Origin of the sequence: Clavibacter michiganensis (assembly GCF_002151125.1) — a bacterium.
GTDB lineage: Bacteria > Actinomycetota > Actinomycetes > Actinomycetales > Microbacteriaceae > Clavibacter > Clavibacter michiganensis_C.
This window is the reverse complement of the sequence record NZ_MDJZ01000012.1, coordinates 191165-207936: the sequence shown is the minus strand read 5'-3', so window position 1 is coordinate 207936 and position 16772 is coordinate 191165. Positions and strand designations below refer to the sequence as shown.

Genomic DNA, 16772 nt, shown 5'->3' with positions numbered 1-16772 from the left:
GGGCGGCACCACGGTCGCGGCCGGGCGCGCGCCGGGCGGGCTCCCCGGATCCACGGCCGACGCCGAGTTCGAGCTCGCCGTGAGCGTCGTCGGATCCCTGGGCGCGCGCGCCATCGTCGACGCGCGCACCGTCTCCGTCGTCGCGAGCGCCGACCGGGCCGCCGGCCGCGCCCGGACCCGCCGCCCGCCGATCGCGCCGACCCTGCCGGGCCTCGCCCGCACCGTGGCGCGGCAGGGCCCGCCCGGATCCCGCTCCGCGCGCCTCCGTCGCCTCGCCACCGTCACGCGCGACCGCCTCCTCGACGACCTCGCCGAGATCGGCGCGTCCGACCGCGCGGCGTCGCTCGTGGAGCTCGCCCGGGCGGCGGCCGACGAGGTCGCGGGCGTCTCCGTCGTGTTCCTCGTCTGCGGCACGGGCGCGGGACCCGCCGCGATCCGCTCGGCGGCCGTCGGGTTCCCGCCCGGCGTGCAGGTGGTCGCGGTCGTCTGCGACCCCGAGGTGGAGCCCGGCCTCCGCCGCCTCGGCGACCTGTCCGTCCTCACGATCGGCTACCTCGAGGACCTGCGCGGCGCGCTCCAGCGGAGCGCCGCGTGAGCGCCGGGAGCGCGCGCCGCGCACCCGCCGGTCGCGACGCCGGCCGCGCCCGGGCCCCCGCCGGATCCCGCGACCCCGGCCGCACGCTCGTCCCCGTCCTCGCGATCGCGCTCCTCACGGGCCTCGCCGCGGCCGCGTTCTGGCCCGTCTACCGCGACGCGTCCTTCGTCCGCATGGCCGGGATCACGCTGGTCGCGGGCGCGCTGGTCGCGGTCGCGGGCGCCCGGTTCCGCTGGGGCAGCGCGGTGGTCGCGGCCGCGGTCGTCGTCGTCTTCCTCGCCCTCGGGGTCCCGCTCGCGGTGCCGACCGGCGCGGTCGACGGCTGGCGTCCCACGCTCGCCGGCCTCGCCGAGCTCGTCGAGGGCGCGTCCCTCGGCATCGTGCGGCTGCTGACCATCGCGCTCCCGGTCGGCGACTACCAGGCGCTCCTCGTGCCGGCGTTCGCGCTCGTGCTGCTCGGATCCGTCGTCGGCGTCACCGTCGCGCTGCGCTCCCGGCGGCCGGAGCTCGCGGTGGTCCCCTCCCTCGTGATCCTCGTCGCCGCGGCCGCCCTCGGCCCCGACCGCAGCCAGGGCCCGGACGCGCCCGACGCGTCGGGCCTCCTCGTCCCGATCGCGCTGGCGTGGCTCGCGACGGCCCTGCTGTGGATCGCGCGGTGCCGCTGGCGCCGTCGCCACCGCGCCGTCCGCCGCCTCGGCCGGCAGTCGGGGATCCCCGTGGAGTCCGCCTCCGACCGGCGCCGCTCGGGCACGCGCGCCGGGGTCGCCGCGGCCGTCGTGCTCGCCACCGCCCTCGTCGCGGGCGTGGCCGCGACGGGCGCCGCCCCGCCCGAGGCGTCCCGCACCGGCCTCCGCTCCGCGGTCGAGCAGCCGTTCGACCCGCGCGAGCAGGTCAGCCCGCTCTCGTCCTTCCGCACGTACTGGAAGACGCCGGCCGTGGACGACACGCTGCTCACCGTCCAGGGCCTGCCCGCGGGCGGCCGGGTGCGGCTCGCCGCGCTCGACACGTACGACGGCGTCGTCTACGGCACGGGCGGCGCGCGCGGCAGCGTCGACGCGTCGCGCACGGGTCAGGCCTCGGGCACGTTCGCGCGCGTGCCGTACCGGCTCGACCAGCGGGGGGTCCCCGGAGACGACGTGACCCTCGACGTCGTCGTCGACGCCTACCGCGGGGTGTGGCTGCCGGGCGCGGGCCGCCTCGAGCGCATCGCCTTCGCGGGCGACGACGGCGGACGCCTCGCCGACTCCTTCTACTACGACGACGCGAGCGCCACCGGCGCCGTGATCGGCGGGCTGACCACCGGCGACGCCTACGAGATCGAGGCGGTCGTCGCGTCCACCCCGCCGCTCGAGGCGCTCGCCGACGAGCGCCCGGGCGACGCCGTGGCCCCGCGGCCCACGGGCGTGCCCGACGAGGTCGCCGCGCGCGTCGCGGCGTCCACCGCCGTGCCGGACGGCGCGACCGCGGGCGGCACCGACGCGGGCGCCGGCACCTCCGCCTCGCCCGGTGCCCGGCTCGTCGCGGCGATCTCCGCCCTCCGCGCCGACGGCTACGTCAGCCACGGCGTCGGCGACGCGCCCTTCAGCCGGTCGGGCCACTCGGCCGAGCGGATCGCCGACCTCCTGACGACCCGGCCCATGCTCGGCGACGCCGAGCAGTACGCGGTCGCGGCCGCCCTCATGGCCGACGACCTCGGCTTCCCCGTGCGCGTCGTGATGGGCTTCGCGCCCGGCGAGGCGGCCGTGCGCGAGGCGGACGGCGGCCCGGTGGCGGTCCGCGGATCCGACGTCACGGCCTGGATCGAGGTCGACACCGCGTCGTCCGGCTGGGTCGCGGTGGATCCGAACCCGCCCGTCCGCGACGTCCCCGACGCCCTGCCCGACGAGCCCACCGAGGTCGCGCGCCCGCAGACCGTGCTGCCGCCGCCCGTCGAGGAGCAGGCGGAGCCCGAGGACCGCACGCCGCCGGACGCCGGCCAGGACGACCGGCCCGAGGTGGATCCCGCGCTGCAGGCCGTGCTCGCGGCCGTGCGCGTGGCCGGCTGGTCGCTGCTCGCGCTCGGGCTCGCGGCGTCGCCGTTCCTCGCCGTGGTGGCGGCGAAGGCGAGCCGGCGGCGTCGGCGGCGCGGCGCGACCGTGGCGCGGGACCGGGTCGGCGGCGCGTGGGACGAGTTCCACGACGGCGCGCTCGACCGCGGCCTCGTGCCGCCCGTCGCGGCCACCCGGCGCGAGCTGGCGCGGCTCGCGGGCGTGGGCGGCGCGCGTGGCCTCGCGGACGTGGCCGACGAGTCGGCCTTCGCGCCCGGCGAGGTGCCGGATCCGCTCGCCGACGCCGCCTGGCGCCGCGTCGACGAGCTGGCCGCGCGCATGGACGCGGGCCGCACGCGCCGGCAGCGGATCCGGGCGATGGCCTCGCTCGCGTCGCTGCGACGGTCGCGCGGCGGGCGGCGCCGGCCGCGTCCCTGACGGCCCCTCCCCAGGATCCCGTCGCCCCCTCCCTCCACGACGCGCGGCCGCCGTGCCGTCGCGCCGTCCCGCACCTGGTGTCCTCGCGCCGTGGACATCTCCCCGCCCCCGTCGCCCGCGCCCGCCCCGCCGCCGCCGTTCCCCGTCCTCGGCGTCGCCGCGCCGCTCGTCGTCAGCGTCGCGGTCTGGGCCGTCACGCGGTCGCCCTACGCGCTGCTGTTCGCGGCGCTCGGGCCCGTGGTCGCGGTCGCGGGCGTCGCGGATCAGCGCATCTCCGGTCGGCGGTCGGCCCGCCGCGCGGCGCGCGAGTCCCGTGCGGCGGTGGAGCGCCTGCACGCGGAGGTGCGGGCCCGCGTCGCCGCCGCCCGCACCGCCCTGCGGTCCCGGGCGCCGTCCGCCCGCGAGATCCTCGACGGCAGCGCGAACCCCGCGCTCCTCTGGCGGGCGGATCCGGGCGGCGGCGCGCCCCCGGTCGCCCTCGGCACGGGCGACGTGCCGAGCGGCATGGTCTGGCGCGGAGACGCGGACGCCCGGGTGCCGGACGCCGCCGAGGGCGACGTCGGCGGCCCGCTCCGCCGCCACCTGCTCCGGTGCGCCCCGCCCTGGCGCGCGCGTCGTGCTCGTGGCGCCGACCCCCGGGCGGCGGCGTCGCCGGATGCCCTCACGTCGGCGCACGGTCCCGCGCGGTGGGCGGATCTCGTCCGCTGGATCCCGGACGCGCCCGTCCTCGTCTCCGCCACGGGCGGCCTCGGGCTGCGCGGTGCTCCCGCCCTCGTCGCGCCCGTGCTCCGCGGCGTCGTCGTGCAGCTCGTACACGCCCTCCCGCCGGACGACCTCCGCATCGCGTCCCGCCCGCCCGGGCCCCAGTGGGACTGGCTCGAACGCCTCCCGCACGCCGCGGAGGGGCTCCGCGAGGAGCGACCGGGCGCGGCCGGCCCGGCCGGTGCCGGTGCGGGTGACAGCGCCGGCGCCGCGCCGGGGGAACCGGGCGCCTCGTCGATCCGCCTCGTGCTCGGCGCGCGGGAGGTCGTGCTCGCGACGGCCCCGAGGATCGAGTCGCTCCCGGCCGCGTGCCGCACGGTGCTCGACGTCCGCACCCCGGGCACGGCGCGGATCCTCACGGCCGACGCCCCGCCGGGCGCCGCGGACGCCCTCGCCGCCCGGCGCTCCGCGGAGCCCGTCGCGCCCGCGCTCCCGACCGAGGCGGACGGCGACGGGGTGCCGTCGCCGTGCCTCACCCGCACCGGTCTCGTGCGGCCCGACCTCGTCTCGCTCACGGAGGTGGAGCGCCTGGCGGACGAGCTCGCCGACCTCGCGCGGCGTCGCGGGCTCGCGGCGGCACGGACGCCGCTGCCGTCGCGCGTGCCCTTCTCGGCGCTGCCGGTCGAGCGCGGCCGCGGTCCGTCGACGCCCGGGCACAGGTCCCCGGTCGGCGGCGAGGTCGGTCCGGCCGGCCCCGCCGGGGACGACGGCCCGCGCACCCGCCGTCCGCGCACGCTGGAGGCGGTCATCGGCCTGGGGCACGCGGGTCCCGTCACGGTGGACCTCGTGGCGGACGGCCCGCACGCGGTGGTCGCCGGCACCACCGGCAGCGGCAAGAGCGAGCTCCTCGTCACGTGGATGGCGGCGCTCGCCGCCGCGCATCCGCCCGAGGAGGTCACCGTGCTCCTCGTGGACTTCAAGGGCGGCGCGGCCTTCGACCCGCTGCTCGTCCTGCCGCATGCCGTCGGCCTCGTCACCGACCTCGACGGGCAGGGCGCGCGCCGGGCGCTGGAGAGCCTGCGGGCGGAGATCCGGCACCGCGAGCGCGTCCTCCGCGCGGCGGGCGCCCGCGACGTCGACGACGCGGCCGCCGCGGGCGTGCTGCCGCGGCTCGTCATCGTCGTCGACGAGCTGGCCGCCCTCCTCGCCGACCAGGACGGCCTGCACGAGGTCGTGGCCGACATCGCCGCCCGCGGCAGGTCCCTCGGCATGCACCTCGTGCTCTGCACCCAGCGCCCGGCCGGGGTCGTGCGCGACGCGGTGCTCGCCAACTGCGACCTCCGCCTCTCCCTCCGGGTGAACAACGAGGCCGACAGCCGCGCGCTCCTCGGCACGGTCGAGGCCGCCCGCCTCTCCGACGCTCCCGTGGGCCGCTGCCTCGTGGGTGCGCACGGCGCGCCCGCGCGTCCGCTCCAGGTGGCGGTCACGACGTCGGACGACCTCGCCCGCGTCGCCGCCGCCCGCGCGACGACCGCTCCCGTGCGGCGCCCCTGGCTGGATCCGCTGCCGGCCGCCGTCCCGTTCGCGGACCTCGCCGCGGTGCCGTCCCTCCTCCGGCACGGATCCGCGGGCCCCTCCGTCGGCGCGCCGGCCCTCCCGTTCGCCCTCGTCGACCTGCCCGCCGAGCAGCGGCGGGCGACGGCCGTGTGGTGCCCGGCGGCCGACGGCCATCTGCTCGTCGTAGGCGGTCCGGGATCCGGCCGCAGCACGTGCCTGCGCACGATCGGGGCGTCCGCCGCCGCCGCTGGGGTCGAGGTGCTGCACGCGCCGTCGGACGCCGAGGGGTGCTGGGACGCGATCGACGCCGCCACGGCCCGCATCCGCGCTCCGCGCGGCCGGCGCGGTCCCCTCCTCGTGCTCGCCGACGACCTCGACGTCGCCGTCTCCCGCCTGGAGCCCGACCACCAGGCCGCCCTGCTCGAGCGGGTTTCCGTCATCGTGCGCGAGGGGCCGGGGGCCGGCGTGGCGCTCGCCGCCTCCGGGCGTCGTGCGGGCGGGCCGCTCCAGGTGCTGGCGGCCGCTGCGGGCCCGCCTGTCGTCCTCCCGCTCCCGACCGCGCAGGAGCACGTGCTGGCGGGCGGCGAGAGCCGCCTCTTCGACGCCCGCGCGAGACCCGGTGCGGGGGAGTGGCGCGGCGAGCGGATCCAGGTGGCGCTGCCGCCCGAGCCCGAGCCCACGCTGTCAGCCGCGGCCGCGCGTGCCCGGTGGCCCCAGGAGCCGAGCCCGTCGAGCCGCGCGGATCCCGCGCCCCGCGCCGTCCTCGCGGCCGACGCGGTCCATGCGCTCGTGACGCCGTCGCCGGTCGCCGCGGTCGCGCGCCTCCGGGAGGCCGGCGTCGACGCTGTGGACGCCACCCGGATCCCGCCGGGCTGGTCGGCGGATCAGCCGCTCCCCGCGTCCGCGGACGTCGGCGCGACACGAGCCCCGGCCGCGGGCCCGGACGCGTGCGACGGCGCCGCCACGACGCGCCTCCCGGTCGTGGTCGGGGATCCCGACGCATGGCTGGTGCGCGGTCCGCTCCTCGCGGACCTCCGCCGCACAGGCCGGGTCATCCTGGAGGGCTGCACCCCGCGGGACGCGCGCACGCTGCTCCGCGTCCGTGCGGTGCCGCCGCCCCTCGCCGCCGTCCCGGGGAGGGCCTGGCTCGTCACCCCCGACGGCGACGTGCGCCGCTGCTCCTGGCCGCCCGTCACGCCGGGGCCGCCGCCGTCGATGCCCGCGGGCACGCCCGCCCGCGAGGGCACGCGCGCCCCCGCGGAGCCGCCCGCCCCCGCGGACCCACCGCGGCGCCGGCAGGACGCCGGGGTCAGCCGATGAGCGCCGGCGACACCCGGATCTCGCCCACCGGCACGCCGCCGCCGAGCACCGCGAGGTCGAGCTCGGGACGCACGCGCTCGACGTCGTCCCGCGTGATCGCGCCCGCCTCGGCGAGCAGCTCGAGCGCGACGATCGTGGAGGCCCGGAGGCTGCCGTCGAGCGTCTTCGATGCCACGGTCGTCCCGTCGGGCGCGGTCATGATCATGATCCCCTCGGCCCCGCCCTTGGCGAACAGCCCGAGCCGCTCGATCACGACGGTGTTCGCGCGGCCGGGCCCGTCGATCGCCCAGCCCTCGGCGCGCACCGCGGCGGTCAGCGCCGCCGCGTGCCGGTACAGCGCGAACGGCGAGCCGGGCGCGGAGGTCGCGATGCGGTGGATCCCGCGCGCGAGCGCCGTGAGCGACATTGCGTGCACGGGCGCGCCGCAGCCGTCGACGCCCGTGGTCGCGATCCGCTCGCCCGTGAAGCGCTCGACCACGTCGCGGATCCGCACCTGCAGGGGGTGGTCCGGGTGCAGGTAGTCGTCGGTCGACCACCCGTTGGTCACGCAGGCCAGCAGCATCGCGGCGTGCTTGCCGGAGCAGTTCATGTAGACGGGGGACGCGGGGATCCCGGCGCGCACGAGCTCGTCGCGCGCGGCCCGGTCGAGCGGCCAGTCCGCGGGGCAGCGGAGGGCGGACTCGTCGAGCCCGGCCTTCGCGAGGATCCCCCGCACGACCGCCACGTGACGCGCGGTCGCCGCGTGGCTGGCCGTGGCGAGCACGTGCTCCTCCTCGGTGAGCTCCGCGCCGCTCGCCAGCACCGCGAGCGCCTGGAACGGCTTCATGCTGGAGCGCGGGAAGACGGGCGTCGTCGCGTCCCCGACCTCGCGCAGCACCTCGCCCGCGGGCGAGAGCACCACGGCCGCGCCGATGTGGCGGGACTCCACGAAGCCGCTGCGCTCGAGCACCGCGAGCTCCACGGCGCCCTGCACAGGGATCGTCTCGACGGTCGTCCCCATCAGAGCGCCCGGAACGCGTCGGCGATCACGCCGAGGGCGTCGTCGAGCAGCTCCTCGGAGATCGCGAGGCTCGGCAGGAAGCGCAGCACGTTCCCGTACGTGCCGGCCGTGAGGATGATCACCCCGTGCGCGTGGCAGTACGCCGCGATGGCCGAGACCGCGTCCGCGTTCGGCTCCTTCGTGGTGGATCCGGTGCCCGGCTGCACGAGCTCGATGGCCACCATCGCGCCGATGCCGCGCACGTCGCCGATGATGTCGTGCTCCTCCTGCAGGTCCGCGAGCGCGTGGTGCAGCTGGTCGCCGATGCGCGTCGCCTCGTCGAGCAGCCCGTGCGTCTCGATGGCCTCGAACACGGCCACCGCGGCGGCCGCGGCCACGGGGTTGCCGCCGAACGTGCCGCCGAGCCCGCCGGGCAGCGCGGAGTCCATGATCTCGGCGCGGCCGGTCACGCCGGCGAGCGGCAGGCCGCCGGCGATGCCCTTGGCGGTGAGCACGAGGTCCGGCACGAGGCCGAGGTGCTCGCTCGCGAAGAAGCGGCCCGTGCGCGCGAGACCCGACTGGATCTCGTCCGCGATGAACACGACGCCGTTCGCCGTGCACCACTCCTGGAGCGCGGGCAGGAACCCGTCGGCGGGCACCATGAAGCCGCCCTCGCCCTGGATGGGCTCGGCGACCACGCACGCGAGGTCGGTCGCGCCGATCCGCTTCTCGAGGTACGAGATGGTGCGGGCCGCGGCCTCGGCGCCCGAGAGCCCGTCGTGATACGGGTAGGAGCTCGGCGCGTGGTACACGTCGCCGGCGAAGGGCCCGAAGCCGGTGCCGTAGGGCGACGCCTTGTAGTTCATCGCCATCGTGAGGTTCGTGCGGCCGTGGTAGCCGTGGTCGAGCACCGCGACCGCGCGGCGGCCCGTGTGCTTGCGCGCGATCTTCACGCCGTTCTCCACGGCCTCCGCGCCCGAGTTCACGAGCACCGTGCGCTTCTCGTGCGTGCCGGGCGTGTGCTCCGCGAGCAGCTCCGCCACGCGCACGTACTCCTCGTACGGGGTCACGGTGAAGAGGGTGTGGATCACGTCGCCGAGCTGCGCGGTCGCCGCGTCCACCACCTCCTGCCGGGTGTGGCCGACGGTGGTGACGCCGATGCCGGCGCCCAGGTCGATGAAGCGGTTGCCGTCCACGTCCTCCACGATCGCGCCGTGCGCGCGGGAGACGTACACGGGCAGGAGGGAGGAGACGCCGGGCGGCACCACGCGCTTCCGGCGCTCGTGCAGCTCGCGGGAGAGCGGCCCCGGGATCTCCGTCACGATGCGTCGCTCCTGCGGCACCTGCGGGCGCGCGTCGCGGGCGGACGCGGCGGGGGAGGGGGAGGCGGAGCCGGCAGGAGTGCCGACGAGGGCGGAGTCCAGGGTGTCTGTCATGATCCGGCGAGCCTACCCGCGCGGGCACGGGGATCCGAGAGGGCGGCGTCCGCGTTCGCTAGCGTGAACCCATGCAGATCGAGCACCGGTACGCCCTGTCCCTCGAGTGGACGGGCGACCGCGGATCCGGCACGTCCGACCACCGCTCCTACGGCCGCGACCACGTGGTCCGCGCCACTGGCAAGCCCGACCTCCTCGGATCCGCCGACCGCCCCTTCCGCGGCGACGCCGACCGCTGGAACCCGGAGGAGACCCTCATCTCCGCGCTCGCGCAGTGCCACCTGCTCAGCTACCTGCACGCGGCCGCGGCGGCGGGCGTCGTCGTCGTGGGCTACAGCGACGAGCCCACCGGCACCATGCGGCAGACGGACGGCGGCGGCGGGCACTTCGTCGAGGTCACGCTGCGACCCGTCGTCACCGTGCGGGATCCCGCGCACGTCGAGCTCGCCACGTCGCTCCACCAGGGCGCGTCCGAGCGGTGCTTCATCGCCGCGAGCGTCGCCTTCCCGGTGCACCACGAGCCGCGGACCGTGCTCGCGGGCGCGGGGGACGACCGATCCGCCGCCGGATCCCCGTAGCCGTCTCCCACCCCTGTCAGGCGGCCCCCGGCAGGGTCGGGCAGACTGTGCGGGTCCCTCCCACATACCTGGTGCGTCCGGCGCGCCGATGAAAGCGACTCACGTGAAGCGACGCATCCCCCTCACCCTGGCCGCGGCGGCCGTCCTGGCGCTGTCCGCCTGCTCCGGCAGCGGCACCCCGGACGCGGATCCGTCCGCGAGCCCGACGGCCGGCGCGCGCACCGCGGGGGCGTCCTGCATCGACACCCCGTCGGGCGACGCGTCGAAGTCGGTCAAGGTCTCCGGCGACTTCGGCACGGCCCCCGAGGTCACGGTCGACGGTCCGCTGCAGGTGGACACCACCGAGCGCACGGTCGTCACCGAGGGCGACGGCGCAGAGGTCGGCGCGGGCGCCACGGCGAACATCGCCCTCGCCGCCTACAACGGGAACACCGGCGAGGCCATCTCGCAGCTCGCCTACAACGCGGACGCGCCGCTCCCGGCCACGCTCGACGACAGCGCGCTCGTCCCCGGCGTCGTCCGCGCGGTCGAGTGCACCACCGTCGGCTCCCGCGTCGTCGCGGTCGTCCCCGCCGCCGACGGCTTCGCCGCCGACCAGGCCACGCAGCTCGGCCTCGGCGCCGACGACCCCATCGTCATCGTGGTCGACGTGCTGAGCCAGGTCCCCACCCGCGCCGACGGCGTCGACCAGCCGGCACCCGAGGGCTTCCCGACGGTCACGCTGGCGGACGACGGGGCCCCCACCATCACCATCCCCGACCAGGATCCGCCCACCGAGACGCAGATCGCGAACCTCAAGGTCGGCGACGGCGCCGAGGTCACCGACGGCGCCAGCGTCACGGTGCAGTACACGGGCATCAACTGGAACACGAAGAAGGTGTTCGACTCGAGCTGGGACAAGGGCGGCAAGCCGGTCTCGTTCCAGACGAGCGGCGTCATCCCCGGCTTCACCAAGGCGCTCGTCGGACAGAAGGTCGGCTCGCAGGTCATCGCGGTCATCCCGCCCGCCGACGGCTACGGCGACCAGGGCCAGGGCGAGGACATCGGCGGCACGGACACCATCGTGTTCGTCGTCGACATCCTCGGCACCCAGCCCGCTCCGGCCCAGTAGGAGCAGCCGTGCGCCGCGTCATCATCCTCGGATCCACGGGCTCCATCGGCGTGCAGGCCCTGGAGGTCGTCGCGCGCCACCCGGAGCTGTTCGAGGTGGTCGGGCTCGGCGCCGGCAGCAAGCGCGAGGCGCTCGCCGAGCAGGCGCGCGTCGCGGGCGTGGAGCACACGGCGCTCGGCGCGGACGAGGCCGAGCAGCTCATCCGCTCGGTCGACGCCGACGTGGTGCTCAACGGCATCACCGGATCCGTCGGTCTCGGCCCGACCCTCGCCGCGCTGGAGGAGGGGCGCACGCTCGCCCTCGCCAACAAGGAGTCGCTCATCGTCGGCGGGGAGCTGGTGCGATCGCTCGCGGCGCCCGGCCAGCTCGTCCCCGTCGACTCGGAGCACTCCGCCATCGCGCAGGCGCTCCGCGGGGGCACGCCCGAGGAGGTCAGGCGCCTCGTCGTCACGGCCTCCGGCGGCCCGTTCCGCGGCCGCACACGGGCCGAGCTCGCGCACGTCACGCCGCGCGAGGCGCTCGCCCACCCCACCTGGGACATGGGCCTCGTCATCACGACCAACTCCTCGACGCTCGTCAACAAGGGCCTCGAGGTCATCGAGGCGCACCTGCTCTTCGACGTGCCCTACGAGCGGATCGACGTGGTCGTCCACCCGCAGTCCCTCGTGCACTCCATGGTCGAGTTCATCGACGGATCCACCCTCGCGCAGGCGTCCCCGCCGGACATGCGCCTCCCCATCGCCCTCGGCCTCAACTGGCCGCACCGCATGCACGACGTCGGGGTGCCCATCGACTGGACCCGCGCGGCGACGTGGATGTTCGAGCCGCTCGACGACGAGGCGTTCCCCGCGGTCCTGCTCGCGAAGCAGGTCGGCGCGGCGGGATCCACGTACCCGGCCGTCTACAACGCGGCGAACGAGCAGGCCGTGCAGGCGTTCCACGCGGGGCGTGCGGGCTTCCTCGACATCGTCGACACCATCCGCCGCGTCGTCGACGCGCACGAACCGGCGTCCGGCCCGCTCACGCGCGAGTCGCTCGCGGAGGCCGAGCGCTGGGCGCGCGCCGAGGCCGACCGGGTCCTCGGGGTCTGACCGACCCGACCGACCCGACCGGATGCGTCCCTGCGCGGGTCGACTCGACCAGATCTGATCCGACCGGTTCCGGCAGAGACGCCCGAGCCCGGCGATGACCCGTCCGCGCAGCCGGCACGACGGCGCCGACTCAGCCGTCCGCGTCCTCGCGTCCGTGCTTCCCGGCTCAGCCGTTCCCGTTCCCGTTGCCGTTCCCGGCTCCGCCGTTCCCGTTCCCGTTGCCGTTCCCAGCTCCGCCGTTGCCGTTGCCGTTCTCGTTGCCGTTCCCGGCTCCGCCGTTCCCGTTCCCGTTCCCGTCGTCGGATCCGCCGTCGTCGTCGCCCTCGCCGGGGTCCGGGGAGGACGGCGGGCTGGGCGTCGCCGTGCGGGTCGGGCTGGGCGTGGGGGAGGGCGAGGGCGTCGCGGTGCGCGAGGGGGACGGCGACGGCGAGGGGCTCTCGGAGGGGGAGGGCTCGGGCGTCGGCGTGCTCTCCGCCGCCTCGCGCGCGGCCTCGAGCTCGGCGCGGACGGCGTCGATGCGGGCGACGACGTCGTCGTGCCGGGCCTGGTCGATGGATCCGTCCGCCAGGTCGGCGTCGACGGCCGCCCGCAGGTCCTCGAGCTGGGCGAGCGCCTTGGCGTAGTCGCCGTCGGCGGACGACTGGGTCACGGAGAGCGTGCGCTGCTGCAGGTCGTCGAGCGCGCGGTCCTCCGGCGTCGACGAGCCCGCGCATCCGGCGAGCAGGAGGACGGCGGTCGTCGCGGCGGCGAGGCCGACCGCGGCGCGCCCGCGGAGCGAGCGCCGGCCGGCGGTGCTCGAGGAGCCCGGGGCGCCGGGTGCGCCTGCGGTCGAGATCGATGTGCGTGTCACGGGGCGTCCTCCACGCTCTTCTGCAGCTCCTCGAGGCTGGCGCCGAGGGGTCCGGGGACGGACGGGTACGAGGTGTCGCGGTCCTGCAGGGAGGTGACCGTCACGACGCCCACGACGGCGGCCGCGGCGATGAGCACGGAGACGACGGCGACGCTGAGGGCGCGGCTGCCGCGCCGCTTCGCGGGTTCGTGATCCGCCGGCTGACGCGGACCCGCCGGGGACGTCCGGGCCGTGGGATCCCCGCCGCGCGCGGCCGGCTGCATCGGCGCGGCGCCGAACCGCTCGGTGCGGGCATCCGGGTCCGCGGACGGGGCGGCGGCCGCGGCGGCGCCGGCACCAGCGCCGGCGGCAGCGGCGCCTGCCGCACCGTACCCGGCGGCCTCGGCCGCCGGCATCACGCGCGTGGACGTCGCCGTCGGCGCGTCCACCGCGGAGGCGGGAGCGCGTCCGGTCCGCAGCTCCGCCGCGACCTCGCGCGCGGTGGGCCGCGTCGCCGGATCGCGTCGGGTCATGCGGCCGAGGAGGTCCACCCACGAGGCACCGAGCCGGGCGGGGATCTCGGGGTCGCGCACCACGCGCGCCATGGTCGACTCGGCGGCCGTGCCGGGGAAGGTGCGGCGTCCGGTGAGGCACTCGAGGAGCACCAGCCCGAGCGCGTAGACGTCGGTCGGCGCGCCGACCGCCTCGCCGAGCGCCTGCTCGGGGCTGAGGTAGCTGACGGTGCCGACGATGGAGCCGGTGGAGGTGAGGCGCGTCCCGTCCACGAGGCGCGCGATGCCGAAGTCGGTGAGCTTGGCCGCGGCCGGCTCGTCGTCCGCCTCGGGGCGGGCGAGCAGCACGTTGGCGGGCTTGACGTCGCGGTGCACGACGCCGCGGCGGTGGATGTAGCCGAGCGCGTCCGCGAGGATCCCCCCGATGCGCGCGACCTCGGGCCCGGGCAGCGGCCCCTCCTTCATCCGGTCCGCGAGGGTGGTGCCGTCGACGATCTCCATCACGATGAAGGCGAGCGCCCGGTCGGCGACCACGTCGTCGCCGACGTCGAACAGCGTCACGAGCCCGGGGTGGCTGAGGCCCGCGAGCATGCGCACCTCGCCCTCCTGGCGCTCGACCTCGGCCGGGTCGGCGGAGTCGGTCGCGAAGACCTTGACGGCCACCTCGCGGCCGAGCGTCTCGTCGGCGGCGCGGTACACGGTGGCCATGCCGCCGCGTCCGAGCAGCCCGCTGATGCGGTAGCGGCCGGCCAGCAGGGTGCCGGCGAGCGGGTCGGGCCGTTCTCCGGGCATGGGCGCACCTCTCCTCACGGGATCCCCAGCCTAGCCCGGGGCTCCTGGGCGGAGCCCGCCGGACGCGGCCGCGCCGCCCTGCGGATCCGCACCACGGCGGCGTCCGCACAGGGTCCGGGAGGTAGCCTCTCCCACCATGGACGGCGTCTTCCTCTACATCCTCGGGGTGCTCATCATCGTGGTCGGCGTCGCCGTGTCCATCGGCCTCCACGAGGTCGGTCACCTGGTGCCCGCGAAGCTGTTCGGCGTGCGCGTCACGCAGTACATGATCGGCTTCGGGCCGACGATCTTCAGCCGCCGCAAGGGCGAGACCGAGTACGGCGTGAAGGCCATCCCGCTGGGCGGCTACATCTCCATGATCGGGATGTTCCCGCCGCAGAGCTCCCGCGCCGGGACGAGCAGCACGGGGATCGCGCAGCTCGTCGGCTCCGACCCCCGCCGCGGCGACGCCGCCGCATCCCCGGCGGCCCCCGACGTCGACGACCGCGCCGGCCGCGGCTTCTTCGACCTCCTCGTGCAGGACGCCCGCCAGGCGAGCGCCGAGAGCATCGGCGAGGAGGAGGACCGCGCCTTCTACAAGCTGTCCGTCCCGAAGCGCATGGTCATCATGCTGGGCGGCCCGGCGATGAACTTCCTCCTCGCGATCCTGCTGTTCGCGGTGGTGCTCTGCGGCTTCGGCGTCACGACGCCCACCACGACGGTCGGCCAGGTGAACGCGTGCATCGTGCCGGCCGGATCCACCGCCTCCGCCGACCCCGCCACGTGCCCCGCGGGCGCTCCCGAGGCCCCCGGGGCGGCGGCCGGCCTCCAGCCCGGCGACACGATCGTCAGCATCGACGGCACGCCGATCACCGCGTGGGACCAGGTCACCGGCACCGTGCAGGCGTCCGCGGGCCGCGAGCTCGACGTCGTGGTCGAGCGCGACGGCGCACGGCAGACGCTGGAGATCACCCCCGTCCTCTCGGAGCAGGCCGTCCCCGGCTCCCGCGGCGCCCCCGAGGTCGACGAGCAGGGGAACCCGGTCACCCGCGAGGTCGGCCTCATCGGCTTCAGCCCCACGCAGGCCGTGCAGCAGCAGCCGCTCTCGGCGGCGTTCACGACCACGGGCGAGAACATGGCCGCGGTCGGCAACCTCATCCTCAACCTCCCGCAGCGGCTCGTCGACGTGGGCCGCGCCGCGTTCGGCGGCGGGGAGCGCGACCCCAACGGGCCCATGAGCGTCGTCGGCGTCGGCCGCGTCGCGGGCGAGATCGCGAGCCTCGACGAGACGCCGGTCGCCTCCCGCGCCTCCGCGATGGTCGGCCTGGTCGCGTCGCTCAACGTGGCGCTCGGCATGATCAACCTCCTGCCGCTCCTGCCGCTGGACGGCGGGCACGTGCTCGGCGCGATCGTCGAGGGCGTCCGCCGCTTCGTCGCCAAGCTCTTCGGTCGGCGCGATCCGGGACCGGTCGACGTCGCGAAGCTCATGCCGGTGACGTTCGTGGTCGTGATCCTCTTCGGCGCCATGAGCGCGCTGCTGATCTTCGCCGACCTGGTGAACCCCGTCCGGCTCACCTGACGCCGCCCGCGCCGCGACGCGGCCCGCGCCCCCGACGCACCGGGTCCGCAGGAATCGGACGTAGGCTCTTCCCCGTGCCAGCAGTCAATCTCGGAATGCCGAAGGTCCCGGAAGTCCTCGCGCCGCGACGGAAGACCCGTCAGATCAGCGTCGGCAAGGTCAAGGTCGGCGGCGACGCCCAGGTGAGCGTCCAGTCGATGACGACCACGCAGACCACCAACATCAACGCCACGCTCCAGCAGATCGCCGAGCTCACGGCCACCGGATGCGACATCGTGCGCGTCGCGGTGCCGCACCAGGACGACGCGGACGTGCTGCACATCCTGGCGAAGAAGAGCCAGATCCCGATCATCGCGGACATCCACTTCCAGCCGCGCTACGTCTTCACGGCCATCGACGCCGGCGTCGGCGCGGTGCGCGTGAACCCCGGCAACATCCGCAAGTTCGACGACCAGGTCGGCGCCATCGCGAAGGCCGCCAAGGCCGCGGGCACCTCGATCCGCATCGGCGTCAACGCCGGATCCCTGCACCCGAGCCTCCTGCAGAAGTACGGCAAGGCCACGCCCGAGGCGCTCGTCGAGTCCGCCGTGTGGGAGGCCAGCCTCTTCGAGGAGCACGACTTCCACGACTTCAAGATCTCGGTCAAGCACAACGACCCGGTCATCATGGTGAAGGCCTACCGACTCCTCGCAGAGCGCGGCGACTGGCCCCTGCACCTCGGCGTGACCGAGGCCGGCCCCGCGTTCCAGGGCACCATCAAGAGCGCCACCGCGTTCGGGATCCTGCTCTCCGAGGGCATCGGCGACACCATCCGCGTGTCCCTCTCCGCGCCCCCGGCCGAGGAGGTCAAGGTCGGCCTGCAGATCCTGCAGTCGCTCAACCTCCGCGAGCGCAAGCTCGAGATCGTCTCCTGCCCGAGCTGCGGCCGCGCCCAGGTCGACGTCTACTCGCTGGCCGAGCAGGTCACCGAGGGGCTCAAGCACGTCAACGTGCCGCTGCGCGTCGCCGTCATGGGCTGCGTCGTCAACGGACCCGGCGAGGCCCGCGAGGCCGAGCTCGGCGTCGCGTCCGGCAACGGCCGCGGGCAGATCTTCGTCAAGGGCGAGGTCATCAAGACCGTCCCCGAGGCCGAGATCGTCCAGACCCTCATCGAGGAGGCCAACCGCCTCGCCGCGGAGATGCCCGCCGGATCCATCGGCAGCCCCGAGATCCTCGTCTAGACCCCCTTACTCCCCACCCGCCCGCGC

11 protein-coding genes and 1 pseudogene are annotated in these 16772 nt (G+C 76.4%); 8 read left to right on the top strand and 4 right to left on the bottom strand.

Annotated features, from left to right (window positions below):
* The 3 genes and pseudogenes from BFL37_RS07750 to BFL37_RS07740 form a co-directional block, all read left to right on the top strand.
* Positions 1-595 (top strand): annotated as a pseudogene (locus BFL37_RS07750) (DUF58 domain-containing protein); the annotation flags it as partial.
* Positions 592-3060, top strand: coding sequence for a transglutaminase domain-containing protein (locus tag BFL37_RS07745; RefSeq protein ID WP_086514562.1), 2469 nt, complete (start codon positions 592-594; stop codon positions 3058-3060). The pseudogene BFL37_RS07750 and the gene BFL37_RS07745, both read left to right, overlap by 4 nt.
* Before the next feature lie 90 nt (positions 3061-3150).
* Positions 3151-6639, top strand: a complete 3489-nt coding sequence (locus tag BFL37_RS07740) for an FtsK/SpoIIIE domain-containing protein (protein ID WP_086514561.1) — start codon at positions 3151-3153, stop codon at positions 6637-6639.
* On the opposite strand, the gene BFL37_RS07735 is transcribed toward BFL37_RS07740, so the two are convergent.
* Together BFL37_RS07735 and gabT are read right to left on the bottom strand one after the other, a co-directional pair.
* Positions 6629-7639 carry an asparaginase gene (locus tag BFL37_RS07735; RefSeq protein WP_086514560.1) on the bottom strand — a complete coding sequence of 337 codons (1011 nt, stop codon included), beginning with the start codon at positions 7637-7639 and terminating at the stop codon, positions 6629-6631. The two genes, BFL37_RS07740 and BFL37_RS07735, sit on opposite strands and share 11 nt — an antisense overlap.
* Complete coding sequence (gabT, locus tag BFL37_RS07730; RefSeq protein WP_086514559.1) at positions 7639-9054, bottom strand: 4-aminobutyrate--2-oxoglutarate transaminase; 1416 nt, start codon at positions 9052-9054, stop codon at positions 7639-7641. The genes BFL37_RS07735 and gabT overlap by 1 nt, the downstream gene beginning before the upstream one ends.
* Before the next feature lie 71 nt (positions 9055-9125).
* Between gabT and BFL37_RS07725 the strand changes: the two genes are divergently transcribed.
* The 3 genes from BFL37_RS07725 (at position 9126) to BFL37_RS07715 (ending at position 11834) form a co-directional block, all read left to right on the top strand.
* Positions 9126-9632 (top strand): OsmC family protein, encoded by a 507-nt coding sequence (locus tag BFL37_RS07725; RefSeq protein ID WP_086514558.1) that lies wholly within the window; start codon positions 9126-9128, stop codon positions 9630-9632.
* 103 nt (positions 9633-9735) lie between these two features.
* Complete coding sequence (locus tag BFL37_RS07720; protein ID WP_241533910.1) at positions 9736-10743, top strand: FKBP-type peptidyl-prolyl cis-trans isomerase; 1008 nt, start codon at positions 9736-9738, stop codon at positions 10741-10743.
* Positions 10744-10751: 8 nt separating this feature from the next.
* Entirely contained in the window at positions 10752-11834 is a 1083-nt protein-coding gene (locus BFL37_RS07715; protein WP_086514556.1) for a 1-deoxy-D-xylulose-5-phosphate reductoisomerase, read from the top strand.
* A gap of 166 nt (positions 11835-12000) precedes the next feature.
* Here the strand turns inward: BFL37_RS07715 and BFL37_RS07710 are convergent, their stop codons facing one another.
* The gene (locus tag BFL37_RS07710) at positions 12001-12684 is read right to left on the bottom strand and encodes a hypothetical protein (protein WP_241533909.1); all 684 of its coding nucleotides are present in this window, start codon (positions 12682-12684) and stop codon (positions 12001-12003) included.
* Positions 12681-13967 (bottom strand): serine/threonine-protein kinase, encoded by a 1287-nt coding sequence (locus tag BFL37_RS07705; protein ID WP_086514555.1) that lies wholly within the window; start codon positions 13965-13967, stop codon positions 12681-12683. Before BFL37_RS07705 ends, BFL37_RS07710 begins: the two co-directional genes overlap by 4 nt.
* 136 nt (positions 13968-14103) lie before the next feature.
* Between BFL37_RS07705 and BFL37_RS07700 the strand changes: the two genes are divergently transcribed.
* Entirely contained in the window at positions 14104-15525 is a 1422-nt protein-coding gene (locus tag BFL37_RS07700; protein WP_086514554.1) for a M50 family metallopeptidase, read from the top strand.
* 74 nt (positions 15526-15599) lie between these two features.
* Positions 15600-16745 (top strand): flavodoxin-dependent (E)-4-hydroxy-3-methylbut-2-enyl-diphosphate synthase, encoded by a 1146-nt coding sequence (gene ispG / locus BFL37_RS07695; RefSeq protein WP_172403766.1) that lies wholly within the window; start codon positions 15600-15602, stop codon positions 16743-16745.
* The last annotated feature ends 27 nt before the right edge of the window (positions 16746-16772 follow it).